Source organism: Enterobacter sp. UPMP2060 (assembly GCF_053709655.1).
The window spans coordinates 169393-190233 of record NZ_JBSKJQ010000002.1 but is presented as its reverse complement, the minus strand read 5'-3'; the positions used below and the strand labels follow the sequence as shown (position 1 = coordinate 190233).

15 protein-coding genes and 3 pseudogenes are annotated in these 20841 nt (G+C 52.0%); 8 read left to right on the top strand and 10 right to left on the bottom strand.

Features of this window, described 5'->3' with window-relative positions; all coding sequences use genetic code 11:
- Positions 1–29: 29 nt before the first annotated feature.
- The 5 genes and pseudogenes from ACWKXN_RS06325 to ACWKXN_RS06305 form a co-directional block, all read right to left on the bottom strand.
- Positions 30–1119, bottom strand: a pseudogene (locus ACWKXN_RS06325) (T6SS immunity protein Tli4 family protein).
- Positions 1116–2786, bottom strand: coding sequence for an acetyltransferase (locus ACWKXN_RS06320; protein WP_454543489.1), 1671 nt, complete (start codon positions 2784–2786; stop codon positions 1116–1118). The pseudogene ACWKXN_RS06325 and the gene ACWKXN_RS06320 overlap by 4 nt, the downstream one beginning before the upstream one ends.
- Positions 2787–2890: 104 nt before the next feature.
- Positions 2891–3280 (bottom strand): annotated as a pseudogene (locus tag ACWKXN_RS06315) (DUF2345 domain-containing protein); the annotation flags it as partial.
- A pseudogene (gene tssB, locus ACWKXN_RS06310) lies at positions 3277–3606 on the bottom strand (type VI secretion system contractile sheath small subunit); the annotation flags it as partial. The pseudogenes ACWKXN_RS06315 and tssB, both read right to left, overlap by 4 nt.
- Before the next feature lie 632 nt (positions 3607–4238).
- The gene (locus ACWKXN_RS06305) at positions 4239–4379 is read right to left on the bottom strand and encodes a hypothetical protein (RefSeq protein ID WP_162531704.1); all 141 of its coding nucleotides are present in this window, start codon (positions 4377–4379) and stop codon (positions 4239–4241) included.
- A 12-nt stretch (positions 4380–4391) separates the two neighbouring features.
- Here ACWKXN_RS06305 and lpxP point away from each other — a divergent pair, with 12 nt between their 5' ends.
- Entirely contained in the window at positions 4392–5312 is a 921-nt protein-coding gene (lpxP, locus tag ACWKXN_RS06300) for a kdo(2)-lipid IV(A) palmitoleoyltransferase (protein ID WP_024907634.1), read from the top strand.
- A 357-nt stretch (positions 5313–5669) separates the two neighbouring features.
- Positions 5670–5741, top strand: a complete 72-nt coding sequence (ypdK, locus tag ACWKXN_RS06295; protein WP_099458937.1) for a membrane protein YpdK — start codon at positions 5670–5672, stop codon at positions 5739–5741.
- 52 nt (positions 5742–5793) lie between these two features.
- Here ypdK and alaC read toward each other — a convergent pair whose 3' ends face one another.
- Positions 5794–7032: an alanine transaminase gene (alaC, locus tag ACWKXN_RS06290; RefSeq protein ID WP_023308710.1), complete on the bottom strand. Its 1239-nt coding sequence runs from the start codon at positions 7030–7032 to the stop codon at positions 5794–5796.
- Positions 7033–7418: 386 nt separating this feature from the next.
- Here alaC and ACWKXN_RS06285 point away from each other — a divergent pair, with 386 nt between their 5' ends.
- Positions 7419–9125 (top strand): sensor histidine kinase, encoded by a 1707-nt coding sequence (locus tag ACWKXN_RS06285; protein WP_096151156.1) that lies wholly within the window; start codon positions 7419–7421, stop codon positions 9123–9125.
- 3 nt (positions 9126–9128) lie between these two features.
- Entirely contained in the window at positions 9129–9860 is a 732-nt protein-coding gene (locus ACWKXN_RS06280) for a LytR/AlgR family response regulator transcription factor (RefSeq protein WP_033146137.1), read from the top strand.
- Between the two features lie 35 nt (positions 9861–9895).
- On the opposite strand, the gene glk is transcribed toward ACWKXN_RS06280, so the two are convergent.
- The gene (gene glk, locus ACWKXN_RS06275) at positions 9896–10861 is read right to left on the bottom strand and encodes a glucokinase (RefSeq protein WP_454543488.1); all 966 of its coding nucleotides are present in this window, start codon (positions 10859–10861) and stop codon (positions 9896–9898) included.
- A gap of 205 nt (positions 10862–11066) precedes the next feature.
- Here glk and ACWKXN_RS06270 point away from each other — a divergent pair, with 205 nt between their 5' ends.
- On the top strand, positions 11067–12302 hold the full coding sequence (locus tag ACWKXN_RS06270) for an ion channel protein (RefSeq protein ID WP_454543487.1): 1236 nt from the start codon (positions 11067–11069) through the stop codon (positions 12300–12302).
- Here the strand turns inward: ACWKXN_RS06270 and ipdC are convergent, their stop codons facing one another.
- Complete coding sequence (gene ipdC, locus ACWKXN_RS06265; protein WP_454543486.1) at positions 12303–13961, bottom strand: indolepyruvate decarboxylase; 1659 nt, start codon at positions 13959–13961, stop codon at positions 12303–12305.
- A 184-nt stretch (positions 13962–14145) separates the two neighbouring features.
- On the opposite strand from ipdC, the gene mgrA reads away from it, so the two are divergent.
- On the top strand, positions 14146–15144 hold the full coding sequence (gene mgrA, locus ACWKXN_RS06260; RefSeq protein WP_039263691.1) for an L-glyceraldehyde 3-phosphate reductase: 999 nt from the start codon (positions 14146–14148) through the stop codon (positions 15142–15144).
- 127 nt (positions 15145–15271) lie between these two features.
- Positions 15272–15625, top strand: a complete 354-nt coding sequence (locus tag ACWKXN_RS06255; RefSeq protein ID WP_023308717.1) for a DUF2502 domain-containing protein — start codon at positions 15272–15274, stop codon at positions 15623–15625.
- Positions 15626–15657: 32 nt separating this feature from the next.
- On the opposite strand, the gene ACWKXN_RS06250 is transcribed toward ACWKXN_RS06255, so the two are convergent.
- A complete protein-coding gene (locus ACWKXN_RS06250; RefSeq protein WP_033146141.1) occupies positions 15658–16896 on the bottom strand; it encodes an Nramp family divalent metal transporter in 1239 nt (412 codons plus the stop codon).
- A 348-nt stretch (positions 16897–17244) separates the two neighbouring features.
- Here ACWKXN_RS06250 and ACWKXN_RS06245 point away from each other — a divergent pair, with 348 nt between their 5' ends.
- Positions 17245–18432, top strand: coding sequence for a NupC/NupG family nucleoside CNT transporter (locus tag ACWKXN_RS06245; protein WP_008501591.1), 1188 nt, complete (start codon positions 17245–17247; stop codon positions 18430–18432).
- A gap of 44 nt (positions 18433–18476) precedes the next feature.
- On the opposite strand, the gene ACWKXN_RS06240 is transcribed toward ACWKXN_RS06245, so the two are convergent.
- Positions 18477–20669: a sensor domain-containing phosphodiesterase gene (locus ACWKXN_RS06240; RefSeq protein ID WP_211438337.1), complete on the bottom strand. Its 2193-nt coding sequence runs from the start codon at positions 20667–20669 to the stop codon at positions 18477–18479.
- Positions 20670–20841: the final 172 nt, after the last annotated feature.

Here is a 20841-nt window from a genome sequence, read left to right as displayed (position 1 = left end):
TACGGAAAGCATGACTAATTTTACCAGCGCTACTTATAACGAAGGGAATTCACTAGCCTGTCCCAGATTTCAATCATCTGCGCTTCGCTGTAGCGCGTTTTTTATACTCACTGCCGAACCCAATGTTAAGATTCGGCTTATCCGGTGTGGCATCGCGCTCATTAGCATAAAGCATAAAATTATAGAATGTGTTCTTTTCATCTTTTCCCGTTGCCGGATTTATGATGATTTGGGCACCACCAAATAGCCATGACTCCGCCGGAATACCGTTCGGTGAGAGTGCCACTTTCTTTATGGTGTACTGATTTGATGTTTTAAGTGCCTCATTAATTTGCGCACCACGGTTAAACAGGGTGTCTCCCGAACCCTTAATTGTGTTATCCATATCGACACCAAAAACAAAATCATTATTTTCATACCGAAATGTGAGACTTTCTTTATGCTTTCCGCCATCATCCCGGATAAACCCATTCGGTATACACACACCTTTAGCAGATGGAATATCCTCATCTTTTCTGCCGCTTAACCGTGATATCAAAGACTGCATGGCCGCCAGCTTGGCTGGCTTCTCATTCATTTGAGCCTCGGTAAAACCAGCTTTAGTGTATGTTTTTTTCTTTCACTATATTTAGGACTGGATAAATCAACTATTTCCGTCGTAATAATAAAAGCTGTTGCATTTACAAATACATGTGACTCTAAAACTCTTCCGAGGTCATCTTCTCCTGAAATATTTCTGTCAAAAATAACCCCCTTACCATCAGGCAACTCAATTTTTTCTTTTATAAACGGTGCATTTACAGACTCATTTTCATGCTTATTTATAGCATCACGCAGTTCCTGCTCTCTTAATTGCACCCGCTGTTTAAATGCAGGCGGATAGAGAGGTTTACTTTCAATTTTAAAATCATCGATAAAAATCATATCGTGAAGCCGGTTGTTAAACGACTCGGGAACGTCAATCACATAGCGCCCGATGCACTGTGGTTTGGTTTGCGCAAACAAAGTATTTATCACTGGACTGTCCTTCTGCACTGGCGTGGTTGCCGTAGCCTGGGCAATGAAAAATATACTGCCCGCCATAAGAGATAGCGCTGTAAGCTGCCGAATCGCATTCATGGGATAGGGATCTCCTGAACCATTTTCACAATGGCCCTTAGGGTAAACTGCAGGGCTGGCCTGTCTTTAATATCCTTCAGGCTGCTGACGTCGTAGGCTCCCTGATGGTCAACGCCGGTTGCCATAACACTTTTGATTTCGCTGTTGCGGCATATGGCACTCAGCGACTCCACTGGCACCGTGCCATCACCCGGCGTTTTTGACGAGGTGACCACATAAAGCTGGGAACGATTAAATGGCAGGGGGATGTCCCGATAGTTGTTGGGTAGCCTATTGTCATTTTCATGCATATTTTTCGGATAGGTGATAGAGGTTTTCCGCCACGCTAAAGTACCGTCGGAGTCGATTTTATGGCCGTAAAAAGCGTAAGTATTAGGGTGATAGCCTTTACTATCCATTAGAGAAATAAACTTGCGGACAGGCTTATCAACTAAACGTACATAGTTAGTCCAGTTACTCTGATTAACTGCCTCATCCTTATCGATAATGTCGGATTCATACAGACGGTACCAGAGAGTTTTATTCAGATATATTTCACCGAAAGGATCGCGGGTCTGCGGCAGTTTTACATCACAACCGTCTTCGCCAGCCCCTTCCACGGTCAGCCAGGGAGCCCCGGCAAGGTATTTCGCCGAGGGCAAGAGCTGAAGCGGTGCGGGAGCCCTGGCCAGGACCGGCATCAGCTCTTCTGCCGTATTGCCCAGCACGGCCCCGGCCATGCCTTCCTGTTTCGCGCCAACCTTCATGCGGCGGTACGCCGCCGGTGAGCCAAGGTCGGGGATCACCCCATGCACTATCCCCAAAATTTTATCTTTTGCTCCGCTGACCTGGGACGCGTAGCGCGCCACCAGCCCGCCCATGGAATGGGTGACGATAATAACTTTTTCCTGCCCGGGAGGAAAAGGCATGCCGTGGCCGCAGTGATTTTTATAGAGCCTTATCGTCCTGTCGATAAAGGCGACCAGCCCTTCCGCCGAGGTTTTATTATCCTGCAGCCAGTTATAGCCATAAACGTGAACCGGGAATAAAAAGTTCTGAAAATGGTTCAGTTCTTCCTGGGTCAGGACAGATTCACCGGTAATTTCGGCATCTTTTCCCCCAGACAGAGATTTGCCGACCAGCTGGCTTAGTACCCCCTTTTTATCAGGCGCTGATTTGCCGTAGTTAACAAGATCCTGCTGCCAGTCATCCAACAGCGCACCTTGTAAAACACTTAAAAACTTACCGTAGCTGAAGGATAAAACCTCCCCCCAGCCCCGCTCCCGGCGGGTTGTAAATAATTTCCCATCATCGGAAATCGGAGAATAGATGGTCTGGTTAATATCCCCACGGTCATCCACCTTTGTGGTGTCGGGATTAAGCAACTCTCTTCGTTCAGTACCATCCTTGCGTGCCCATTTAAGAAATACTCCTCCCAAACTATCGCCACGCCAGATATCATTTTCCTTTCCTTCGTCAGTACCCATCAAATTAGTCCCCATCATCCCAGGCAGGAAGATAACGGGGATCGCTTTGACAGGCGGCTGAAGCAAAACGGCTTTAGCATTCTCTGATTTTTTTTGATTCTGTATGCCGGGCCAGTAGACCTTTCCACTGTCATCCCATTCTGGTTTTATACGGGTCATAGAGAGGCTGCTGTTATTACCTGTGGTATTTTCATTCGCCATAAATTCCGTCCTTTTTCCGTTCAGGAAAATACTTTTCAGAAAGACATTCGGGGCAATCAACCTTGTGCTTTCCCTGAAGATATATTCCGAAATAACAGAGCGCCTTATGTTTTATCCAGCAAAGAGGCGTTGAGAGAATCGACATTTACATTATTCTGCACCGCTGTGGTCCCTGAAGCGAAGGTCGCTAAACTTTGCTGCGTGCCATCCCCGCCTGTTAAACCCAGCTTCAGACCGGCCACCGGCGAGTCATCCGATAACCTTCTGACTTCAGGCGTTATGGCAAAATCAGTGTTTTCCCAGCTCTGCATTGCCTGGCTTATACTCTGTCCACCAAACTTCTGCCACACCGCCCCGCGCTCGATGATTTTGTCCGGCGCCGCACACTCCACCGTTCCGTCCGCTATCCGGATATAACCGCCTCCGCTGGTGAGAATAATTTCCTGCTTCGCGCTGATGACCAGCCTGCCTTCGCTGCTGCTGATGCGGATATCTGAGCAGCCACCTGCTCTGGCGTGAAATCTTTCATGCTCTGGAAAGTCAGCTGAACATTTTCCTCACCACCATCATCAGAGAGCGTATTTTTAACGGTTAGATTAAGTTTTGGGGAGTATTCAGAAAGAACACTGTCGAAATTATTTTTCGTGATGTTAACTTTCTCACGCTCAGATATTTGAGCAGACTCTTGCCCATTACTGAAATCACCCGCAACCAGTAATTTCAGCGGTAATTCCATTTTCTTGCTTGCCCCGCCTGTATGCAGGTCAAGCTTCAGGTTAATACGTGCCTTAGGCACCTCATTCTGAAAACTGTCAGCCATCTCATCATCCCTCTTTTTTTTTGCTACGCCAACTTCACGGTATCGTTCTTGATGCGCAATATTAGAATAATGATCGATGCAAAATCAAATACACAGATCATTTATCCGCAATGAGAAATTTATTAAGAATTTTCCACTAAGATATTATTACGGATTATCCGTTCAGCTCAGGGAAAGACACTGCTTTTTTCACACAAAGCGAATATTTGCACCGTAAAAAGGATCGCAGCCAGAGAGATGCTAATAAAACCATCTTGTTTTGATTTGCATCACAACATGATATTAAAAAAAGATGAAGGAACGGCAACAGGTTATTGCAAGCAGATAAATGACAGAGGTTAATGAATGAAGAAGAGTGACGAATTGATTGATAACATGAATAATAAATAAGAATTTTCACAAAGAAAATTCTTATTTATTATTCGAAGGAAAATAAAATGTAGATGCGGGTCCGAAAATAAACACTGCTGCTCTTTTGTCGGCCCACTCCTCCTTGCGCAAAGACTTCAGTTCTCCCCTCAGGCATGAGAACTGCTCTCCCTTCTGGAGTTTATACAGTGTAAAATCAAACACCTCCCGGATCGCCGCTTTTTTAATCAAAAACGAGTAATAGCACATATCGTATAACGGTGCTACATTACGCCGCCCGCCCAAATCAGCAGTGGCCAGGCAACGCCGCCGTAAAGTTCGGTAAAGCCTGCAACCATCACCTTGAAGAACGGTCTTATCGGCACGTCGTATCGCAAACTCTGCGCTACCTTTACAGGCTTCACATAGGTTCTACTATTTTGTCTCAATCCAAATTTCAACGTGCGTTTTTACACCCGCGTTACTGGTTTACATGGTTTGGCCTTGGCGTACTCTGGTTGCTGGTTCAACTTCCGTACCCTGTCCTGCGCTTGCTGGGGTCAAAACTGGGCAGCGCTTCCCGCGTTTTCCTGAAACGTCGCGAATCCATCGCGCGTAAAAATATTGAGCTTTGTTTTCCGCAGTACAATGCAGAGGAGCGTGAGAAACTCATCGCTGAAAACTTCAAGTCTATCGGCATGGCGCTGCTTGAAACCGGCATGGCATGGTTTTGGCCAGATGAACGTGTCCGCAAATGGTTTGACGTGGAAGGCCTGGATAACCTTAAACGCGCGCAGATGCAAAAACGCGGCGTGATGGTCGTCGGCGTTCACTTTATGTCGCTGGAGCTGGGCGGCCGCGTGATGGGGCTTTGCCAGCCAATGATGGCAACCTACAGACCGCACAACAGTGCGCTTATGGAATGGGTGCAGACGCGAGGCCGTATGCGTTCCAATAAGGCGATGATCAGCCGTAATAACCTGCGCGGTATGGTCGGTGCTCTCAAGAAAGGAGAGGCCGTCTGGTTTGCCCCCGATCAGGATTATGGACGTAAAGGCAGCAGCTTTGCGCCTTTCTTTGCGGTGAAAGACGTTGCTACGACTAACGGCACCTTTGTCATTTCGCGTCTGTCTGGTGCCTCTATGCTGACCGTGACGATGGTGAGAAAAGCAGATAAGTCAGGCTACCGCCTGCACATCTCCCCTGAAATGGCTAACTATCCGGAAAACGAGTGCGAAGCGGCCGCGTTTATCAATAAAGTCATCGAAACTGAAATCATGCGCGCGCCAGAGCAGTATCTGTGGATGCATCGTCGTTTCAAAACCCGCCCTCTTGGCGAAGCCTCGCTCTATATTTAGCCCTTCATGAAGGTTAGTTTCGCTAAGAAACTAACCTTTTCAATCACCTGTCTTCCCGCTGAGTAACTATCTTTTAATGCGTCGCCCAAAGTGAATTTATTGCGAAGTGAAATCAAACTGTCGCCGTTCCACGACACTCGTAAGTGACGGAAATTATTTAAAAAAATCCCTCTTGTCACCCCTCATTTTTAAGCGTACATTAGCGCCGTCTGGCAACAGGAAAGCACAGAATTCTGAGCTGGAGTTAACGGCATAACGGGAAAATTCTCATTTCCGTTTTGACCGGATTTCAGTTCTCTATAATCAGGTGGACTCTGTTTTTAAATGCGTACCACAAGATACGCGGAGCGATGAAACGTGAAATATTTCTTTATGGGCATTTCGGTGATTGTTTTAGTCTGGGCCGGAACCTTTGCCCTGATGATCTAGTGAAGAACATGCAGTCAAAAAAACAGGAGCCATCGGCTCCTGTTTTTTTATGTCATGACGACGCGGGATGTTCAGCGACGCTCTTTGAGGTCAGAAGGCCGTCGGCCCGGAACATACTCTTAATACCCCTCACCGCCTGACGAATACGGTCGCTGTTTTCAATCAGGGCAAATCGCACATGGGTGTCGCCATAATCACCGAATCCAATGCCAGGCGAGACACACACCTTTGCATCCTGAAGCAGCTTTTTAGCAAACTCCAGCGATCCCATCGCCGCATAGGGCTCTGGAATTTTTGCCCAGACGTACATAGACGCCTTCGGCATTTCCACCATCCAGCCCGCTTCATGCAACCCTTTTACCAGCACGTCGCGGCGGCGCTTATACTGGGCGGCAATCTCGTGGACGCACTGCTGGTCGCCTTCCAGGGCAGCGATAGCGGCGACCTGCAGCGGCGTGAAGGTACCGTAGTCGTGGTAACTCTTAATGCGCGCCAGGGCACTCACCAGCGTTTTGTTACCCACCATAAAGCCAATACGCCAGCCCGCCATGTTGTAGCTTTTCGACAGGGTAAAGAACTCTACCGCCACATCACGCGCGCCCGGGACCTGCATAATCGACGGGGCTTTCCAGCCGTCATAGACGATATCTGCATAGGCTAAATCGTGAACCACCAGCACGTCATAACGCTTGGCCAGCGCGACAACTTTCTCGAAGAAATCAAGCTCCACGCACTGCGCCGTTGGGTTCGACGGGAAACCGAGGATCATCATCTTGGGTTTCGGGTAGCTTTCGCGAATCGCGCGTTCCAGTTCGTTAAAGAAATCGACACCTTCCACCAGCGGCACAGAACGGACCTGCGCACCGGCAATCACCGCGCCGTAGATATGGATCGGGTAGCTTGGATTAGGCACCAGCACCGTGTCGCCATGATCCAGCGTGGCCAGCATCAGGTGTGCCAGCCCCTCTTTCGAGCCGATGGTGACAATCGCTTCACTTTCCGGATCGATATCAACCTGATAGCGATCCTGATACCAGCGCGAGATCGCGCGACGTAACCTGGGAATACCGCGAGAGGTCGAGTAGCCGTGCGTATCCGGGCGCTGGGCAACCGTGCAGAGCTTTTCAACGATATGCGGTGGCGTTGGGCCGTCAGGGTTACCCATGCTGAAATCGATAATATCTTCGCCGCGCCGACGCGCAGCCATTTTCAGTTCAGCAGTGATATTGAAAACATAAGGGGGGAGACGATCGATACGCGTAAAACGGCGTTCAGGACTGAATTCAGCCATAGATTCCTCAGATTAACGTTAGCGCCCGGACCGTCCGAGCGACGCTGCCACCGATGTGGCATGACTAGAAAATAACCTGAAAAAAATCATGCTGTCGAGAGGGAAATAAAAAAAAAGCGATCGACTAAAAACCGGAACTCGGCTGCGCCTAAAAGCGGAAGCCCCTGTTTCGGGAACGGCTGTCTGATAGCTGTTATTTAACAGGATGATATCAAACCAGTTACCTGACGATGCGCCGGTAAGAAAAAAACAGGACGCCTCGGTCATCGCCAGATAATCCCCTTTCAAAATTATGGTTTTTCCTCATTTGATAAACCTGACGGATAGCTGGTCAATACGCGCCAGGTTTTTTATCATGGTTCTTTCCCGTTTTCCCAGGTCTACTCGTGCACGAAATATTCACTATGCTGCTGGCGGTTTTTGACCGTGCGGCATTAATGCTGATTTGCCTGTTCTTCCTCATTCGCATTCGCCTGTTTCGCGAGCTGCTGCACAAATCAGCCCACTCGCCAAAAGAGCTGCTGGCCGTTACCGCCATCTTTTCGCTGTTCGCCCTGTTCAGCACCTGGTCCGGCGTGCCGGTAGAGGGTTCGCTGGTTAACGTGCGCATTATCGCCGTCATGTCCGGCGGGATTTTGTTTGGTCCGTGGGTGGGCGTTATCACCGGCCTGATTGCCGGGACGCACCGCTATCTGATTGATATCGGTGGCGTAACGGCGGTGCCGTGCTTTATCACCAGCATTATCGCCGGGGTGCTTTCCGGCTGGATCAGCCGCAAAATCCCGAAAAAACAGCGCTGGCGCGCCGGGATCGTCGCAGGCATGGTGTGCGAAACGCTGACCATGATCCTGGTCGTCGTCTGGGCTCCCACCACCGAGTTGGGGCTGGATATCGTCTCGAAAATCGGTATTCCGATGATCCTGGGCAGCGTGTGCATCGGTTTTATCGTGCTGCTGGTGCAAAGCGTTGAAGGGGAAAAAGAGGCCAGCGCCGCCCGTCAGGCCAAGCTGGCGCTGGATATCGCCAACAAAACGCTGCCTCTCTTCCGCCACGTTAACGCGGAATCGTTGCGTCAGGTCTGCGAGATCATTCGCCATGACATCCACGCTGACGCCGTCGCCATCACCAATATTGACCACGTGCTGGCCTACGTTGGCGTCGGGGAGCACAACTATCGCGACAACGATGACACCATAAGCCCGACCACCAGACAGGCGATTAACTACGGTAAAATCATTATTAAAAACAATGATGAAGCCCACCGAACGCCGGAAATCCACTCGATGCTGGTCATCCCGCTGTGGGAGAAAGGCGTCGTGACGGGCACGCTGAAAATTTATTACTGCCACGCGCATCAGATCACCTCGACGCTGCAGGAGATGGCCATCGGCCTGTCGCAGATTATCTCCACCCAGCTTGAGGTTTCGCGGGCGGAACAGCTGCGCGAGATGGCAAATAAGGCAGAACTGCGCGCGCTGCAGAGTAAAATTAATCCCCATTTCCTGTTTAACGCGCTGAACGCTATCTCCTCGTCCATTCGCCTTAATCCGGACACCGCGCGCCAGCTGATTTTTAACCTGTCGCGCTATCTGCGCTACAACATCGAGCTGAAAGATGACGAGCAGATCGACATCAAAAAAGAGCTTTATCAGATCAAGGACTACATCGCGATTGAGCAGGCGCGCTTTGGCGATAAGCTCACGGTCATTTACGATATTGATGAAGAGGTCAACTGCGAGATCCCGAGCCTGCTTATCCAGCCGCTGGTTGAAAACGCGATTGTTCACGGTATTCAGCCCTGTAAAGGCAAAGGCGTCGTCACCATTAGCGTCACCGAAAGCGGCAACCGGGTGCGGATTGCCGTGCGCGATACCGGCCACGGGATTGATCCAAAAGTCATTGAGCGTGTGGAGTCTAACGAGATGCCGGGGAATAAAATCGGTCTGCTGAACGTGCACCACCGGGTCAAGCTGCTTTACGGCGACGGTCTGCATATTCAACGTCTTGAGCCGGGCACCGAAATTGCTTTTTACGTCCCGAATGAGCGCTCGCGCGCGCATACGACGACATCACTGTTGCCCCAGGTGGAGTAACCCATGAAAGTTATCATCGTAGAAGATGAATTCCTGGCTCAGCAGGAGCTCACCTGGCTTATCAAAACCCACAGCCAGATGGAGATTGTAGGCACGTTTGATGATGGTCTGGACGTACTGAAATTTTTGCAGCATAACCGGGTCGATGCGATTTTCCTGGATATCAATATCCCGTCGCTGGATGGCGTATTGCTGGCGCAAAACATCAATCAGTTTGCCCATAAGCCGTTTATCGTTTTCGTTACCGCCTGGAAAGAGCACGCCGTAGAGGCCTTCGAGCTGGAGGCGTTTGACTATATTCTTAAGCCTTATCAGGAGTCGCGGATTGTCAGCATGCTGCAAAAGCTGGAGGCCGCATGGCAGCAGCAGACCGCTCCCGCTAGCGCCACCCCAACGGTACGCGAAAACGACACCATTAATCTGGTCAAAGACGAGCGCATCATCGTGACGCCGGTCAACGATATCTATTACGCCGAAGCGCACGAAAAGATGACATTTGTCTATACGCGGCGGGAATCGTACGTGATGGCGATGAACATTACCGAATTCTGCAGCAAGCTCCCGGCTGCCCACTTTTTCCGCTGCCACCGGTCGTTTTGCGTGAATTTAAATAAGATCCGCGAGATCGAACCGTGGTTTAACAACACCTACATTTTGCGTCTGAAGGATCTGGATTTTCAGGTGCCGGTAAGCCGCAGCAAGGTGAAAGAGTTTCGTCAGCTGATGCACCTGTAAAGAAAAGGCCCTCTCCTGCGGGAGAGGGCTCTGCATCAGAGGATTTGACCGAGAACCTGACGCAGATGGGCCCCGGAACCCAGCAGTCCCGGGTTATCATGCACGATCAGATAAACCGGAATGTCCTGCACGTAGCTTCTGAAGCGCCCTTTATCTTCAAACCCGCCGCGGAAGCCCGAGGCTTTAAAGAAGTCGAGGAAGCGCGGTACGATCCCGCCCGCGATATAGACCCCACCGAAGGTGCCCAGCGTCAGCGCCAGGTTGCCGCCGAAACGTCCCATGATCACGCAGAACAGCGACAGGGCACGACGGCAGTCAATGCAGCTGTCCGCCAGCGCGCGTTCGGTGACGTCTTTCGGCTGCAGGTTTTCCGGCAGACGACCGTCTGATTTCACAATCGCGCGGTACAGATTCACCAGCCCCGGACCTGAAAGGACGCGCTCGGCGGAGACGTGGCCGATCTCAGCGCGTAACTCTTCAAGGATAATGCCCTCTTCTTCGCTGTTTGGCGCAAAGTCTACGTGGCCGCCTTCACCCGGCAGGCTCACCCAGCGTTGAGCAACATGCACCAGATGCGACACGCCGAGGCCGGTACCGGCCCCATACACCGCAATCGGCTTGCCTTCGACCGGTTCAGCGCCGCCAAACTGGATCAGATGCTCTGGCTTCAGCATTGGGATCGCCATGGACACCGCGGTGAAATCATTGATGATTTCAAGATGCGAAAAACCGAGTTTTTTTTTCATCTCGGCGATGGAGAATGCCCAGGTATGGTTGGTCATTGCGACCCAGTCGCCGGTTATCGGGCAGGCAATCGCGATGCAGCCGTCTTCAACGCTCACCTGATGCTCTTCCAGATAGACGCGGACAACGGCCTCAAGGCTTGGATAATCCAGCCCGGAATAGGTTTTCGCCCGGGAAATCTCACCGCTACTAACATCGCACAATGCGAGGCGCGCGTTCGTGCCGCCCACATCACCTACCAAAGCATACTTTGTCATTCTTCTACTGCTCCGCTAAAGTCAGAATAAATCTTTGGGACACTGTAAATTCAAGGCGTGATAACAACAACGGCCATAAGGTGAATGCCCATGGATTATCGATCTTCGTCACAGAATAACTTTACCGTTTCAGCACCTTTTGCACTATTGCCATAAAGCTTAATGTGCAAAGTAACGTAATACCGTTTTGTACAAGGAAATCATCATGCTCCACCCGCGAGCCAGAACCATGCTGTTGCTGGCAATTCCGGCGCTAATTATTGGCGTGGCTTCAAGTCTGGTGCTCATTGTCGTGATGAAAGTCGCGTCGGTGCTGCAAGCCATGTTGTGGACAGCGCTTCCGACAAAACTGGGGGTCAATGCTGATTCCCCTGCCTGGATCGTTGTGATGCTGACGTTAACCGGTATTGCGGTAGGCCTGGTGATCCGTTTCAGTCCCGGCCATGCCGGCCCCGATCCGGCGCAGGAACCGCTGATTGGCGCCCCGGTTCCCCCTTCGGCACTGCCCGGACTGCTCATTGCGTTGATTATCGGTCTGGCCGGCGGCGTCAGCCTGGGGCCGGAGCATCCGATTATGGCGGTGAATATTGGCCTGGCGGTTTTCCTCGGTTCACGCATTTTGCCCCGCGTCGGCGCGCTGGACTGGACCATCCTCGCCTCCGCAGGCACCATCGGGGCACTTTTCGGCACGCCCGTCGCTGCCGCACTGATCTTTTCTCAGACGCTCAGCGGCAATAACGACGTCCCGATGTGGGATAAACTCTTTGCTCCGCTGATGGCAGCAGCCGCCGGCGCGCTGACGACCAGCCTGTTTTTCCATCCCCACTTCTCACTCACCCTCCCCCACTATGGGCAAATGCAGATAGCCGATATTTTCAGCGGCGCCATCGTCGTCGCGATCGCCATCGCGCTGGGAATGGTAGCGGTATGGTGTCTTCCTCGCCTGCACCGGCTGATGCATAAACTCAAACACCCGGTGTTAGTTCTGGGGGCTGGTGGTTTGATCCTCGGTATTTTAGGGGCAATCGGCGGGACGGTGACGTTGTTCAAAGGTCTGGATGAGATGCAGCAGCTGGCCTTCAGCCAGGTGTTTAGCGTCTCCGACTATCTGCTGTTTGCCGTGATTAAGCTGGCCGCGCTGGTGGTGGCTGCAGCCTGCGGTTTTCGCGGTGGACGCATCTTCCCGGTGGTCTTTGTCGGTGTAGCGCTGGGGCTGATGTTGCACGAACACGTCGATGCGGTGCCTGCGGCCATTACCGTCTCCTGCTCTATTCTGGGGCTGGTTCTGGTGGTCACGCGCGACGCCTGGCTCAGCCTGTTTATGGCGGCGGTAGTGGTACCCGATTCGACGCTTTTCCCCCTGCTCTGTATCGTGATGTTGCCCGCCTGGCTCCTGCTGGCGGGCAAACCGATGATGATGGCCTGGCGAAACGACAAGTAATCAGGCGCTATTGCGCGCTTCCAGCGCTTTAGTAATCGCCCCCAGCAGCGGCGGGATATCGGCTTTCGGCAGCATCACCTCAATTAGCGAGAGCCGCTCGTGGTGCGCCACTTTCTCAAGGACATCCGCCAGCTGCTCCGCTTCACTGACCCGCCAGCACTGGGCCTGAGGATCAAGGCTCAGGGCCTGCGGGATTTGCGTCCAGTTCCATAGCGCAATGTCGTTATATCGCTGTTCCGGCCCGTGAATCGCTCTTTCCACCGTGTACCCTTCGTTGTTAAGGACCAGAATGATCGGGTGTTGTTTATCCCGCAGCATCGAGCCAAGCTCCTGGATGGTGAGCTGCGCCGCGCCATCCCCCGTCAGCACAATCACGCGCCGGTTTGGGCAGGCGGTTTGCGCGCCAAACGCTGCGGCCAGGGTGTAGCCGATCGATCCCCACAGCGGCTGGACGATAAAATTCACATCAGCCGGAAGACGAAGGTCGATCGCGCCGAAGGCCGAGGTGCCTTGATCCGCAAGGATGATGTCTCCAGGGCGGATAAACGTTTGCAACGTTTTCCAGAAATTGTCCTGCGTCAGCGAGCCATCCGGCTGCGGATATTCCATCGCGCTTTGAGACGACGGTACCGGCGCATCGTGCACGTGCTGTTTACACAGCTCTACCAGCGTTTCGATTGCCTGAAGCATGGGGATGCCGGTAAACCAGACGTCACCGACGCGTGAGGCATGAGGCTGAACTTCAATTGTTTGTGACGGGGTTAGCTGATGCGTGAAGCCGGCGGTCAGGGTATCGGTAAATCGCGTCCCGATGCACAGCACCGTGTCTGCCCCTTCAATCGCCTCTTTTACCGCACCGGCGCTCGCCGAACCGCTGTAGGTGCCGTAAAAACCGGCGTGACGCTCGTCAAATATGCCTTTACCCATCAGCATGGTGGCGTGTGCCATCGGCACGTCCTTGACCCATTTCTGTAGGGCATGCTTCAGGCCATGGCGCAGGACAAGGAAATCGGCCAGCAGCGCAGTACGCTTGCTCATGGCCAGCCTGTTCTCAGCGGCATCCCGGAACGCCTTCAGGCAGGCGCTATCGGCATGCGCGTGTTTGAGAGTGAGAACGTTTACAGGAGGCGTGGCGGCTTTTTTTGCCACATCCGCAGGCAGCATCAGATAGCCGGGGCGACGCTCCCGGAGCATGGTAGTTAATACCCGGTCAATCTCATAACAGGCGTTTTGTTCGGTCAGGATCGCCTGTGCAACGGTGATCGGTTCGCTCATATGGTAAAAATGACGAAACTCACCGTCGCCCAGCGTATGGTGCAGCAGCTCCCCTCTTTGCTGTGACGCCGTACCCGGCGCGCCCACAATATGCAGTACCGGAACGTGCTCAGCGTAGCTGCCCGCAATGCCGTTCATCGCACTTAACTCTCCTACGCCAAATGTCGTCAGCAGCGCGGCAAAGCCCTTACATCGGGCGTATCCGTCCGCGGCATAGGAGGCGTTTAACTCGTTGGCACAGCCCACCCAACAGATATCCGGGCTGTCTATCACATGGTCGAGAAACTGCAGGTTATAGTCGCCCGGCACGCCAAACAGATGATCGGCTCCACAATCCGTAAGACGGTCCAGCAGGTAATCGGCGACGCAGTATGGGGTACGCATGAACAGGTATCCTTCTAATGTTGACCTCACCTTGAGTATTAAATAAGCGTGATGACTGTCCAGAATTGGCGATAAGAAGAGCATGGAAAGAATGCTTTACAAAAAAGGCTGCGCTATGCTGCTTTTTTTCGCGTTAATGTAAACGCATACACTGATTTTTTCTTCAGCGCCAGAGGTCATTAGAATGGGTTATCAGCCGGACAAAAATCGTTATCGGACAATGGAGTATCGTCGCTGCGGGCAAAGCGGACTCAGGTTGCCCGCCATCTCGCTTGGGCTGTGGCATAACTTTGGCGACACCACGCTTATCGAAAACAGCCGTCAACTTTTACAGCGCGCGTTCGATCTGGGCATTACGCATTTCGACCTTGCCAACAACTATGGCCCGCCACCGGGATCGGCCGAACGTAATTTCGGTCGTATTTTGCAGGAGGATTTCCTGCCCTGGCGCGATGAGCTGATCGTCTCTACCAAAGCAGGTTATACCATGTGGGATGGCCCTTACGGCGACTGGGGGTCACGCAAATATCTGCTGGCAAGCCTCGATCAGAGCCTGAAGCGCATGGGGCTGGAGTATGTGGATATCTTCTATCATCACCGTCCTGACCCACAAACGCCGCTGCTGGAAACCATGAAAGCGCTTGACCATGCGGTGCGCCAAGGAAAAGCCCTGTATGTCGGGTTATCCAACTACCCTGCAGAACTGGCCCGCAAGGCGATTGATATCCTTGACGATCTCGGTACGCCCTGCCTGATCCACCAGCCGAAATACTCCCTTTTTGAACGTGCGCCGGAAGAGGGACTGCTAAACGTGCTGCAGGAAAAAGGGGTCGGCTGCATTCCCTTCTCGCCGCTGGCCGGTGGACAACTGACTAACCGCTATCTCAACGGCATTCCGGCAGACTCACGCGCGGCAAGCGGCAGTCAGTTCCTGAACCCTGACCAGATCACCGAAGAGAAGCTGGAGAAGGTAAGAAAGCTGAACGCCATGGCGGAAGAGCGCGGTCAGAAGCTGTCGCAGATGGCGCTGGCCTGGGTATTACGCCATGAGAACGTGACGTCAGTGCTGATTGGGGCAAGTAAAACGGCCCAGATTGATGATGCCGTGGGGATGCTGGAAAACCGCCATTTCTCTGCGGAAGAACTTGTCCGTATTGACACGATTCTGAACAGCTCAAAATAGAATCACTTTTAGCAAAAAGTGCTCTCGCTCAGGAATTCGGAGTTGAGGCGATGAAACGAGGCTTTACCAACTCGTAATATTGCGTTAACAGGCCCTACAAGGGCCCCGATCGTGAAGGAGAAAGAGTATGTTCAGGTCACTGATTCTTGCAGCGGTATTACTGGCTTCAGCCCCGCTGATCGCCAATGCGGGCGAAATCACCCTGTTGCCATCAGTAAAATTACAAATTGGCGATCGTGACGACTACGGCAGATACTGGGACGGTGGCTACTGGCGCGACCGTGACTACTGGAACCGTCACTATGAGTGGCGCGGAGACCGCTGGTGGAAACATGATAACGGCAGACACCGCGGCTGGTATAAAGACAACGCGTATGAGCGCGGCTACCGTGAAGGCTGGAACGATCGTGACGACCGTCGCGGCGGCTGGGATCGCGGCGGGAAAGGACGCGGCCACGGTCATGGCCACGGTCACCATTAATGCAAAAAGGAGCCTCCCGGCTCCTTTTTCTTTTAGAGCCCCAATGCGGTGCCAATAAGCAGCCACAGGTTCAGTGCCACTACCACCACCACGATTGCCCACCCGGTCCGTTTCACCAGCGTTGAGTTAACCAGTTCGCCCATCAGGGTTTTGTTGCTGGTAAAGATCAGCAGCGGCACCAGCGCCAGCGCGATACCAAAGCTCAGCAGCACCTGGCTCATGACCAGAATTCTCGTAGGATCAAGCCCCATCAGAATCACGATAAATGACGGGAGCATGGTGACGGAGCGACGAACCCACAGCGGAATATGGAAGCGGACAAACCCCTGCATCACCACCTGGCCTGCCAGCGTGCCCACCACCGTAGAAGAGAGACCGGCAGCCACCAGGCTGAGACCAAATATCGTGGCGGCAGCATGGCTCAGTAAGGGCTCCAGCGTGAGATAGGCCTGGTCGAGATCGGCAATACCGGTGTGGCCGTTAAAGTGGAAAGCGGCGGCTGCGGTAGCCATCATCGCCAGATTGACAAACCCCGCGATGGTCATGGCAATCGCCACGTCCCATTTGGTGGCGGAGTAACGCTCTTTGCGCGTCCCACCGTGGAGATGCTGGGTCAGCGAGGAGTGCAGGTAAATCACATGCGGCATGATGGTCGCCCCCAATACCCCGGCGGCCAGGAACACCGCTTCCGAGGTTGGCAGGCTTGGTATTGCCATACCTTTACCGAGCTGCACCAGATTCGGCTGTGAGAAAATCAGCTCGACGATATAGGCCGCCGCGACAAACAGCAGCAGACCGCCGATAACCTTCTCCAGCGGCTTTTGACCCCGACGCTGCAGCATCAGGATCAGGAAAGTGGCAATCCCGGTCAGTACCGCCCCCTGCAACAGCGACACGCCCAGAATCAGCTTAAAGCCGATCGCTGCGCCGATAAATTCAGCGAGGTCAGTGGCCATGGCGATGATTTCCGCCTGGACCCAGTAGAGCCAGACGGCCGGACGCGGATAATGGTCGCGAATTTGCTCTGCCAGGTTTTTACCTGTGGCAATCCCCAGCTTTGCGGAGAGCATCTGAATTAGCATCGCCATCAGGTTAGCCCAGACGACCACCCACAGCAGCTTATAGCCGAAGCTGGCCCCGGCCTGAATATTGGTCGCAAAGTTACCTGGATCGATATAGCCAATGGCAGCGATGAACGCAGGTCCCATTAATGCGAACCGCAACTTGCGCGCGGCTCTGCCACTGCTACCCTCTACGCGACTGTTTGTCATTTCTGCCTCTGAAATATAGCCTTTGCTATGTTTAATGCTATCAAAATGAGAATGATTATCAAGATCATTTGTGATGTTTACAGTGATTTCTCTGATAGCTTTGAACGATAGACGGGCGGGTAAGTGGGGCGATCTAACAGAAACTAAAATCGCGCGCGCTTTTGTGAAGACTAGCACACAAACTTAACTTTTCACTCATTTACCTAACATAACAAAAATGTATTGTGGATCACTATTTTTGAGACTCGTCACAGGATGTAACTATAGTGTGTCCTCGATCTCGTTTTCTTTTCGCTTGTTACATAGAATGTGCACGAAAATTAAACCTGCCTCATATTTGGAGCAAATATGGACCGCGTCCTTCATTTTGTCCTGGCACTTGTTGTCGTTACTGCACTTGCATTGCTGGTCAGCACAGACCGCAAAAAAATTCGTATCCGTTATGTTGTCCAGCTGCTGGTCATTGAAGTTTTACTTGCGTGGTTCTTCCTGAACTCCAATGTAGGCCTCGGCTTCGTGAAAGGCTTCTCCGAAATGTTCGAAAAACTGCTCGGATTCGCCAATGAAGGGACCAACTTTGTCTTCGGTAAAATGAACGACGAAGGTCTGGCGTTCTTCTTCCTGAAGGTTCTCTGCCCTATCGTCTTCATCTCCGCGCTGATCGGTATCCTGCAGCACATCCGCGTTCTGCCGTTCGTTATTCGTGGAATTGGTTTCCTGTTATCCAAAGTGAACGGCATGGGCAAGCTGGAATCCTTCAACGCCGTCAGTTCCCTGATCCTCGGTCAGTCTGAGAACTTCATCGCGTATAAAGATATTCTCGGCAAAATGTCCCGCAACCGCATGTACACCATGGCGGCAACCGCAATGTCTACCGTTTCCATGTCTATTGTGGGCGCGTATATGACCATGCTGGAGCCAAAGTATGTTGTTGCGGCGCTGGTTCTGAACATGTTCAGCACCTTTATCGTTCTGTCGCTGATCAACCCGTACCGCGTTGACGCAAGCGAAGAGAACATTCAGATGTCAAACCTGCACGAAGGCCAGAGCTTCTTCGAAATGCTGGGTGAGTACATTCTGGCGGGCTTCAAAGTAGCGATTATCGTTGCCGCCATGCTGATCGGCTTCATTGCGCTGATTTCTGCACTGAACGCCCTGTTCGCCGCGGTGCTGGGTATCTCCTTCCAGGGTATTCTGGGCTACATCTTCTACCCGGTTGCCTGGGTGATGGGTGTGCCGGCTCACGAAGCGCTGCAGGTGGGCAGTATCATGGCAACCAAACTGGTTTCTAACGAATTCGTTGCGATGATGGATCTGCAGAAAATTGCCAGCACGCTTTCTCCGCGCGCGGAAGGCATTCTGTCCGTGTTCCTGGTCTCCTTCGCGAACTTCTCGTCCATCGGGATTATCGCGGGCGCGATTAAAGGTCTGAACGAAGAACAGGGCAACGTGGTTTCTCGCTTTGGCCTGAAGCTGGTTTACGGCTCTACGCTGGTGAGCGTCCTGTCTGCTTCTATCGCGGCACTGGTACTCTAACGTTTAGCGTTAAACAAAAACCGGGAGCCTGGCTCCCGGTTTTTTTATGCCCGCAATTCTTCCAGCGGTTTGGGTTTGCCTATCAGGTAGCCCTGCAGGTAATCCACGCCGAAGCGAAGCAGCATCTCGCGCTGCGCCGGTGTTTCGACGTATTCCGCTACGACGCACAGCGATTTCGTCTTCGCCAGATTACACATCGACTGCACGATCATCGCATCCATATCATCGGTACAAATGTCTTTAATAAAGCAGCCGTCAATTTTAATGATGTCTGCCTGCAGGCGTCTGAGGCGCTCGTAGTTGGCGTAGCCGGTACCAAAATCATCTATGGCAATCCGGAAACCGTAATCCCGCAGTTGCTGAATATTGTGGATGCTGCTGCCTGAATTTGAGAAGGCCTGCTCTTCGGTAATCTCAATCACGACGGACTGAGGCGCAACGCCGTAGCGTTCAAAGAGCGCACAAATCTCGGACGCCACCTCTTTTTGCATCAGCGTAAGCGGCATCAGATTAACGGAGAAACGAGCGCCAGCCTGCGTTGAAGGGTGATCGCGCAGCCACAGCAGTAATTTCTCCATGACGCACATATCAAACCGGTGGCTAAGGTTGAACTGGGCAATCAACGGAATAAAGCGGTCAGGAGTGAAGATCTCGCCCTCGCTCTCCATACGCGCCAGAATTTCGTAGTAGCCGCTCCCGTCCGCCTTCTGGATCGGTTGCGCGTATAAATGGAACTGGCCCGCCTCCAGGGCATGCTTAATCCGCGCCAGCATCAGGACTCGCTCTGTCGTTTGCCCTGATGCCGCCTCGAGGCTATTCGTGAGCGCAAGCACGTTGTTTGCTGCTCCGCAGGATTGCTCGGCCAGCCAGCTCAGCTGCCCCAGCGTGTGGTGCAGTTTTTCGCCGTTTTCGACCATTCCCCAGGACGCACCGAATTCAATATCCAGCCCGGTGTTGTTCCAAAAAATCTTACGGCTGTTCAGTCGATCAACCATATGCTGGAGGCGCTCAGCGGTTCCCGGGCCCAGTAATACCAGCACAAGCTCGCTTCCGGGAAGCTGGAAGAGCGTCTCATCTTTTTGCAGGAGAGGCTGCAGCGACGTGGCGATCGTACGTTTGCAATGGACCCGCATCAGGATCCCATAATGGCGGCTCAAAAATTCCAGGTTATCCATACGCAGAATGCTCACTTTTGCATCCGGGTGAATCTCAAGATAATCCTCCAGCGCACGAATATTGGGCAATCCGGTCAGCGGATCGGTGAGCGCCCTCCCCTGCCAGCCCCGCTTAAGCCACTCGCTGCGCTGGTAAATGCGCGACATGTAAAGCAGACAGATCGCGAATGAGATAAGCACGGACAGAATAAAAGAGAGCGAATGGCCCGATTCCACCCCGTTAAGGAAATTGTAGTTGTAGGTCAACAGCAGGAGCGCAGATACAGCCCACAGCAGAGAAATCAACGCATAGGTCAGTCGGCTTATCGCTAAGGTAAAAAGAATAAAAATCAGCGGCATCAAATAGCCCGCAATGACGGGAGATTCAAAAGGACCACATAAAATGACGAGAATGAAACTTAATAGCACCAGCCAGGCAAAAATATATAATGAATTCTTGTGAAAAAACACGGGCTTCACGCTTCGTCGCCAGAAACTTATTGCATAACGGGGATTAATTATCATTCTTAACGGGTAATAGAACATCATGGTAAAAATCAATGCCGCGCATATCAGGCTTTGTATATCCACAACGTTATAAATTACCGTCCCTTCGCCGAAAAAGGTCGAAATTGTCACCGGAAAATCAAACAAATAGCCCGCCAAATACATCGACAGCTTAATCCCTATTGGCACCATAAAACCGAGCCAGAATATCCGCAATCCGATGTGCTTGTTAGGGATGGAGTAGCGCCAACGCTTACCCAGCATGATGCGCAGAAGGCCGCACGCCGCGAACAACGCAAAGGTCTGACAGAACAGTAATGCTGAATATTGTAGCGGGGCTAAATTTACATAGAATAAATTAGTGACAGTAAAACCTAACAAAATGGGAAGAATAGCCCTGCGCCCAAATAGCAGAATTACCGCCAGCATTACGCTTAAAGGTAACCATGCTAAATAAACGTCGTGACCATTAACAATTGCGCGGGGAGAGAGATAACGGGAGACAGGTACCGCAATCAGGCATAAAGCCAGAGCAATCATAAATATCTTTACATTATTGTAAGTTTTTCTATTCATTAACCTGGGCGTTATTTTCCGAGAGAATTATTGACCGGATGGATAATAGGTTTATTAATTGCGCGAATCAAGTTCAAGTCTATTTTTAGACTGGTTTATTGATGTCGATTGAGGTGAGGTACGGGAATACCTTCTTTTTGATAACAAAATACGGTGGCGAGTGTTACAAACA